General features: G+C 59.5%; 11 protein-coding genes. All 11 read right to left on the reverse strand.

Annotation, left to right across the window (positions count from 1 at the left end):
* Positions 1-214: 214 nt before the first annotated feature.
* Positions 215-523, reverse strand: a complete 309-nt coding sequence (locus HGA39_09635; protein ID NTW29603.1) for a HigA family addiction module antidote protein — start codon at positions 521-523, stop codon at positions 215-217.
* Positions 524-529: 6 nt separating this feature from the next.
* The gene (locus tag HGA39_09640) at positions 530-808 is read right to left on the reverse strand and encodes an excinuclease ABC subunit A (protein ID NTW29604.1); all 279 of its coding nucleotides are present in this window, start codon (positions 806-808) and stop codon (positions 530-532) included.
* A 186-nt stretch (positions 809-994) separates the two neighbouring features.
* Positions 995-1,597, reverse strand: coding sequence for a hypothetical protein (locus HGA39_09645; GenBank protein ID NTW29605.1), 603 nt, complete (start codon positions 1,595-1,597; stop codon positions 995-997).
* A gap of 122 nt (positions 1,598-1,719) precedes the next feature.
* A complete protein-coding gene (locus HGA39_09650) occupies positions 1,720-2,250 on the reverse strand; it encodes a hypothetical protein (GenBank protein NTW29606.1) in 531 nt (176 codons plus the stop codon).
* A gap of 362 nt (positions 2,251-2,612) precedes the next feature.
* Positions 2,613-3,101: a hypothetical protein gene (locus HGA39_09655; GenBank protein ID NTW29607.1), complete on the reverse strand. Its 489-nt coding sequence runs from the start codon at positions 3,099-3,101 to the stop codon at positions 2,613-2,615.
* A gap of 63 nt (positions 3,102-3,164) precedes the next feature.
* Complete coding sequence (locus HGA39_09660; protein ID NTW29608.1) at positions 3,165-3,863, reverse strand: hypothetical protein; 699 nt, start codon at positions 3,861-3,863, stop codon at positions 3,165-3,167.
* Between the two features lie 133 nt (positions 3,864-3,996).
* Positions 3,997-4,440 carry a DUF4339 domain-containing protein gene (locus HGA39_09665; GenBank protein ID NTW29609.1) on the reverse strand — a complete coding sequence of 148 codons (444 nt, stop codon included), beginning with the start codon at positions 4,438-4,440 and terminating at the stop codon, positions 3,997-3,999.
* Positions 4,441-4,689: 249 nt separating this feature from the next.
* Complete coding sequence (locus HGA39_09670; protein ID NTW29610.1) at positions 4,690-5,649, reverse strand: integron integrase; 960 nt, start codon at positions 5,647-5,649, stop codon at positions 4,690-4,692.
* Between the two features lie 28 nt (positions 5,650-5,677).
* Positions 5,678-6,259, reverse strand: a complete 582-nt coding sequence (locus HGA39_09675) for a VanZ family protein (GenBank protein ID NTW29611.1) — start codon at positions 6,257-6,259, stop codon at positions 5,678-5,680.
* 70 nt (positions 6,260-6,329) lie between these two features.
* The gene (locus tag HGA39_09680) at positions 6,330-6,725 is read right to left on the reverse strand and encodes a hypothetical protein (GenBank protein ID NTW29612.1); all 396 of its coding nucleotides are present in this window, start codon (positions 6,723-6,725) and stop codon (positions 6,330-6,332) included.
* A gap of 96 nt (positions 6,726-6,821) precedes the next feature.
* Positions 6,822-7,265, reverse strand: a 444-nt coding sequence (locus HGA39_09685; protein NTW29613.1) for a M48 family metallopeptidase, incomplete at its 5' end; no start/stop codon positions are given.

Genomic DNA, 7,265 nt, shown 5'->3' on the forward strand with positions numbered 1-7,265 from the left:
GACAGGCTCAAAGCAATCAGCCAATACAATCCCCCCTTGCATAGCAATTCATTCGTGTTTGAGCGCGGAGCGCGAGCCTCAAATGCATCGAGTTCTTCAGCGCCGTTGTACTGCTGTAGCTAACGTCCAGTGTTTGAGCTGCGAGCGTTGCACTCTCAGAATACGGCAACCTTGTGCGAGTCAGCTCGAAACACGTGTTAGAACGGACCCCGATTCAGGCCGCGGTTCCCGACCATGGCCGAATCTTGTCCAGCTCCCCTGCCAGCCGCCCGTGAGCAACTTCGGTGTCGTAGGCGACCTGGGCACGCAGCCAGTAGCCCTCCGACAATCCGAAGAAGCGGGACAGACGCAGGTCAGTATCAGCCGTGATCGCGCGCCTACCGGCCACGATCTCACCGATGCGCTGCGCCGGGACCCCGATCTCCTTGGCGAGACGATACTTCGAGATGCCCATGGGAAGCAGGAACTCCTCGAGCAAGAGCTCGCCTGGTGTCACGGGTGCAAGTGCAGTTGTCATCATCATCACCTTCTAGTGGTAGTCCAAGATCTCAACGTCTTCGGGTCCGGCGGCGGTCCAGCGAAAGCAGACACGATACTGGTCGTTGATCCGAATGCTGTGCTGGCCTTGTCGATCACCCTTGAGCGCCTCGAGCCGATTGCCGGGCGGCACCCTCAAGTCGTCAAGTTGACCGGCGATCTCGAGTTGCCGCAATTTTCGACGAACAACGGACTCGAAGGCGATGAAACGCTTGACGCGCTGGCCGCCTGCGAGAGTTGCTGTGTCGGTGTCACGGAACGAGATGATCATGGCAAGAATGATAACGCCGTGCGTGAATAACGTCAAACGTTATTCACGCGTAACAACCTCAGACGACTTGTGGGTCTCGTTCTAACGTCTGACGTTTGAGCAGCGAGCGTAACGCTTTCATGATGCGACGACTATCTGCGAGTCTGCTCGAAACGTTTGTTCGACACGACATAATCCCGCGGCATCCTAACTCGCCGGCTCCTCACCTACCGGGCTGCTTTCAGCATTACTTGCAGTTGCCGCGAGTCGACGAAGTATCTTGGCAACACGTCGAACCTCTCGCGGAATCACAAGGCCGGGATCCTCGACCGCACGGCCCAGTGCATCAGTCAGCTGTTCAAGCTGACCGCTTAGCGATAGAGCCGGTCCCTCCGAATCGAGAAGATGCGCCGCTTCCATATAGACTGCGTCCTCACCTTCTTGTCCCGCGATCATCAATGGATCCTCAGCGCGAAGCACCGCAAACAGGCCAGGTTCATCCCAAGAAAGACCGTCAATGTTGGCACCTCCCGGAGTACGCCACACGCGAGGAGTGAGCCACTTGATCCGCAGAAGGCTTGCCAGGAAAGCGGGAAGCGTAAGGGCGAGGAGAATCCCAGTTCCAAGAAGCGGCAGTCGAAGAATTGTCCCCTCACCGACGGCAATGGCTACCCACGCGCTGGCAAGGCACGTGATGTAGGTCTCACGGGAGAGATGACCGCGCGACTTGAGTACCTGAATCGCTGTCACAACCAGCACGATGACGACGCCCCCGAACACAAGGAACGAGAGCTTCTGGTTAGGTGACACGCCGCCCCCTTCCTACACATCCCCGATCGCAAACCGCATGTTCTGTCGAACGTCTGACGTTTGAGCGGCAGGCGTGTCGCTCTCGAAAGAGTAGCGCTTTCGCTGTCCGCTCGAAACGTTTGTTAGGCGACCCTAGCAATCCCGGCACGTTTGGCAATATAGGCGCTCACCCAGTTGACAACGGACCCGAGCGCGAACACAAACAGCCCGAGAGCCAAGTATAGGGCGATCTCTTGCGCAACACTGCGACCTACCATAGGCCAGACAAGCAAACCGCCCTCAGCGCGATACGTGAGCTCCACCGCGAGTCGCGCACATACCGCGAGCAGAGCGGCAACCACGGAGGAAGTGACACCTTGATTGAAGCCCCACGCGCGCGCCAGTGCCTTGTCGAGAAGAACCACGTACACGGGCCAAGCGAAGACCCATATCGCCGAGGGCGAAGCTGCCACGTGACCGAGAGGGGGGCCGAGGAGAAGCTGCGCTGCGGAGAAGAGCGGTGCGGCAGCGATCGCCGAGTCACCAACAACGGCATAGGCCTGCAACGAAAGAACCGTCATAACAAGCCACCAAGCACCGAGGACAGTCACCCACCGCCACAGCGGGCGAATACTATGACGATGCGCCTGTTTCGTGTCCGCGATATCAGACAAGTTCACTCCTTGGTTCGCCTAACGTCCAGCGAATGAGCAGACGCGCATCCGCTTTTAGGTCAGTCTACCTCTTGGCGTTCTGCTCGATTCGCTTGTTCTACACTACTGGAGGGGTGATATCGACGGATATCGCCCCTCCAAGGCACGAAGCACGGTGGGCACTTCCCTCATCGCATGCAGGTTAAGTGCAATGGTGCGCCGCGTTTCAGCCGGTTCCCTGCCGTTTGCTTCTTTGAAGAGCCGTATCGCTTGCGAGCGAGTGCCGTGTATGTGTAGAACGTCTGACGTTTGAGCAGCGAGCGTAGCGCTTTCAGAGCGAGACGGCTATCCGCGAGTCTGCTCGAAACGTTTGTTGGACAGGACTACGCAATGGTGACCAACACAACCGTCTGCCCGTCTACGGCTGATAGTGCCGAGTGGAGCGCGGCGATGGCATTTAGCATTGCCTCTCCAGCATCTGGCGTATCTGTTTCGGTGAACTCCTTGTGCCACTCTGCAAGCTGCGCGACGGAGAAGGGCTCGCCGGCCAATCGATCGAGATACGCCACACGATGCGCCGGGGTCAGTGCCACTGCGCTGATCTCCCGGAGTTCTACGATTCGCATGACGGGAGCGTCGTACTCGCCTGAGTCCAACAAGTCAATGCCGTTTTCTTGAAGGAATATCAGAGCGTCGGCCACGAAGAACCCGGACCATTCGAGTGTGGCAACCTGCTTTGCGTTGGAGTTGAGATACTCCCAGAAGTTGTCCTTCCGTTTACCGAACAGACCCGACTTGCGAGGTGTAGCCGCTTCAACCAACTCGTGGAGCTTCCCAGTTGGCACTCGGTGAAACTGCGCTATCGCTGACACACTTCCTCCTTCTCTGTCCAACGTCTGAGGCATGAGCAGACGCGCATAACCTCTCAGGTCAGTTCACCTTCTGGCGTTCTGCTCGATGCCTTTGTTAGGCATGTGATTGATTGACCGAGCTTCAAATTGTTCCTCGATCATCATGACCTTATCGACGATCTGGCGTGCGCGGCGCGACAACGCGTCGATTGCGCTGTTCTCGTTCTCGATGACTCGTGAGTGATTCCCCTCACTCAGTCCGGAATCGAACGTCATAAGTTGATACTGAAGCACATTCTGACGCGTCTCGTTGTACATACGAAGGGATGAAAGCACATCGAGCACCTGCGTGGCGAAGGCGCGATCATACTCATGCGCTTGCGTGAGCGCCGCGACTGAGTATGACGCCTCCTCCGGCTGAATGAATGTCGTCTTCGTAGGCGATGCCAGAAGCTGGCTGACCGTGACAAACTCCTCATCGCTCACTTCCAACAGGGACGACAGGCCCTCCGGCAGCGCTTCCTGTTGGTTGGGCCCCTGGTAGCGCATGATGGCCGTTCGCAACCAATGAACGAGGTCGCGGTCGAGACGACCCCTGCGCGACTCGAGGTTGAAGACAACGAAAGTCAGCCGATACGCCACCTCATTGAGTTCCTGAATAACAGAGCGACGAACCGCCGCGACTCGTCGCCTACCGCGAACCCAGTCACTCGCGAGCGTAGTGGCCAGCCCGAGTATCCAACCAACCACTATGCCGCTCAGATCGCGAGCCAACTCAGACATCTGGATCCCCCGTCGGTCAGTGCTATGCCTAACGTCTGACGTTTGAGCTGCGAGCGTAGCGCTTTCGAAAGAGTAGCGCTTTCGCCGTCTGCTCGAAACGTTTGTTGGGCGGCCCGGCATCCACTCTCAGAGCCTAGAACATAATCCTTAAGGCCCAGGGAACAAAGATCAGCGCACCTACGCCCATGACGATTCCGAAGATCGCGCGCCCCATGCCGTGTTTGCCGCGATGACGACGGATGTCGATTATGGTGACGATGCCGGTGATGATCGCAAACGGCGCCGGGACCAAAAGCACCGAAAGCAACCCGAGATACCCGGAAGCAATCGCCCAGCCCGACCGACCCACCGGCAGAATGGCTCGCAAGAGTCTGTCATCGCCGAGACGCTTGCTGCCCGGCGCTGTCAGTGCGGGTGCGCCCGAAAACAGCGCCGATTGGCTTGCGGGAAGCCAACCTGCCATACCGCCCCGCCATACAAGATCATTTGGTCCTAGGCGACCCGATTGTGCCCAGTGCAGCAGTTCGTCCTCTGAAAGCGGCCCAGACTGAACGCCATCGACGATCACGTACCACATGAAGCCCCGCCCCCCACTGTTGTTCTGCCCGCCCAACAATGATTCTACAGACCATGTAACCCCAAAGAACAGACTAGCACTTTCTGGATATGGATTATGTAGTAGGCGAGCTTCAGTGCTATCGCGGCAAACGGCGCGCGCCTTCACCCCTAGCCACCAGCACTGACTCACCGTGGTTCGTGATCGCGAACGCGCGGCGCTGCGAAATCCGCTGACGGTATGCAGTCTGTATAAGCCCGCGGAGTACGACTAGAGGCCGTCCATCGGGCTCTTGACTCCGAGACCTCCTTTGTTGAGCACGTGGGTGTAGATCATCGTCGTCCTAAGATCTTTGTGGCCGAGAAGTTCTTGGATCGTTCTGATGTCGTAGCCCGACTCCAGCAGGTGTGTGGCGAACGAATGCCTCAGCGTGTGGCATCCCGCGCGTTTCGTGATGCCGGCACGGCTGACCGCTGTCTTCACCGCCCTCTGAAGGATGGTCTCGTGGGTATAGTGACGGCCTTGCTGACCCGTCCGCGGATCGGTCCAGCGCTGTTCCTGTGGAAACACCCATTGCCAGCGCCAGTCAGTCGGAGCGCTCGGGTACTTCCGATCGAGGGCGTCGGGCAGGAGCACTCGCCCCCAGCCGTCGGCGAGATCACGTGAGTGAACCGCATGGGCGTGGCGCAGCTGTTCGCGCAAAGGCTCCTTGAGCAAGTCCGGCAGCATGGTGACCCGATCTTTCGCGCCCTTGCCGTCTCGGACGACGATCTCGCCTTTCCCAAAATCAATGTCTTGCACTCGCAGCCTCAGACACTCCGTCAAGCGCAGCCCGGAACCGTACAGCAACGATGCCATCAACCACTCGACACCGTCCAGCTCGGCAAGGACAGCGCGAACTTCCTGACGCGTGAGCACGACGGGCAGGTGGCTCGGCTTACGGGCCCTGATCACGCCACCGAGGTCGCCGAGTTCGTAGACGATCACGTGGCGGTAGAGGAACAGCAGCGCGGCAAGCGCTTGATTCTGGGTCGATGCACTCACCTTCTCGTCTACTGCGAGGTGAGTCAGAAACGCGTTGATCTCGGGCTCGGCCATCTCGGCCGGGTGCCGGAACTTGTGGAAGCGGATGTAGCGCACAGCCCAGCTGCAGTACGCCTTCTCGGTTCGCGAGCTGTAGTGGCGGGTGCGCATGGCGTCCCGCATCTCGTCCATCAGTCGTGGCGCCATCTACGCTCTGCCGCCCAGCTCTGCCCGATCATTCATTCGAGACGACGGGGCCGCCAAGAACTCGGCGCGAACGGCGCTTCTCCCGGAGCCACCCTGCGAGCCGAAAGCACAGGTATCCGAGCATGCCGCCCAGCGTGTTGAGCACAAGGTCGTCGACATCGAAACTCCTGTACGTGACGCCGATCAGCGTCGAAAGAAGAAGCTGTGCGATCTCGACGGCAAGCGAGCAACCGATGATCACGCCCGCTGCGGTCTTCACTCTCCGGAAACGGGTCCATATGCTCGGCACGAGAAGTCCCAACGGAAAGAACATCAGCATGTTCCCGCCAACTTGCGCAATGAAGACAGTCCACCCCTCCGCAAACGATCCCATGATCGTGCCAAAGGGAACGAGGTTGTTCTGTCTGCCGCCGTACTCGGCGAGCACCTCTAGGTATCCGGGATCCAGTGGCAGAGGAAAGAGCGCTACGGCGATCACGACACCCCCATAGGCCATCAGCAAGAGACGCAGGAACGTCTCGGCGAAGCTTCGTCTGCGCCACAGGCATCCGGCCGAGACAAGCACCAAGGCGATCCCTGTGGCCAGCCACACTACTCCACTCGTAAGCACCGCAACTCCTCATGGTCGAAGACGGGATGGGCGACCGCGCGCAAGGTCGTCCATCCCGTCGGAATCGGATTCAGTACGAATACATGTGGACGTTGCCGCTGTAGACCGCAGCGCCGTCCCACCAGTTCGTGAAGTGGAAATAGTAGTTGCCGGAGCCGACATTGAACCAATTGTGCGAGCCATAGCCATTGCGCGGAAATGCCGAGCTGCCCATCCAGTCCGACCAATACCATGCACGGTACTTGTAGAGGTCGACCGAGAAGCATCGTGCCGAGTAGGAGGCGCATGACGCCGTCATCGAGATTCCCACATTGTTGCCGTTGTAGTACCGTACGCCCCCGTCAAACGCGGTGAGCAAGTACATCGAACTCCAATAGCTGCTGGCATAGGCCGCCGTTGGGACGGCTATGGCTGCCAGTAATGCAAAGGTCAGAATAGCGCGGTGTGCAGGTGTGATCTTGCCCATTGGTACCCCCTTGTCGCTGCGAACTCGTCACGGAGAACATAGCGTGGGTACCTTGCAGGAATCTGAACGAGGGCTTCTCGGCGGCGAGCGGGGAAGCTACTTCTCGGCCCAAGCGGGCACGAAGCGCGCTGCCGTGCGCATCTGCGCGCGGTGCTCGGACGCGGACGGGTCGAGGCGTGCGAGTTTTGCCCAGAAGCGCGCTGAATGGTCCAGCACGCGCGTGTGAGCGAGTTCGTGAAGCATCAGCGAGCGCACCAGATGCTCCGGCAGAAACACGAGGCTGCGATTGAGCGATATCGTTCTGCCCGCCGAGCAGGACCCCCAGCGCGTCTTCTGATGACGGACGCGAGCGCTTGAGTAGGTGACGCCGACGTCAGCGGCTACCTCGGCCAGCATCGGCAAGAGCCGTTCGCGCGCGATGCGGTCGAGCCAGCGTGTGAGTGCGGCGAGGCACGCGCCGGCATCGTCGATGTCGCCGGCGACCACGAGCGCACCGCCAGCCAGCCGCGCGCGCGCAGCGCCCGCGCCGGGAACGCCGGG

Source organism: Coriobacteriia bacterium (assembly GCA_013336165.1).
Classification (GTDB): Bacteria; Actinomycetota; Coriobacteriia; order Anaerosomatales; family JAAXUF01; genus JAAXUF01.

Coding starts and splice junctions, on each gene's coding strand:
- HGA39_09680 (NTW29612.1), bottom strand. CDS start 6,725: ATGGGCAAGATCACACCTGCACACCGCGCTATTCTGACCTTTGCATTA.
- HGA39_09660 (NTW29608.1), bottom strand. CDS start 3,863: ATGTCTGAGTTGGCTCGCGATCTGAGCGGCATAGTGGTTGGTTGGATA.
- HGA39_09670 (NTW29610.1), bottom strand. CDS start 5,649: ATGGCGCCACGACTGATGGACGAGATGCGGGACGCCATGCGCACCCGC.
- HGA39_09665 (NTW29609.1), bottom strand. CDS start 4,440: ATGTGGTACGTGATCGTCGATGGCGTTCAGTCTGGGCCGCTTTCAGAG.
- HGA39_09640 (NTW29604.1), bottom strand. CDS start 808: ATGATCATCTCGTTCCGTGACACCGACACAGCAACTCTCGCAGGCGGC.
- HGA39_09635 (NTW29603.1), bottom strand. CDS start 523: ATGATGATGACAACTGCACTTGCACCCGTGACACCAGGCGAGCTCTTG.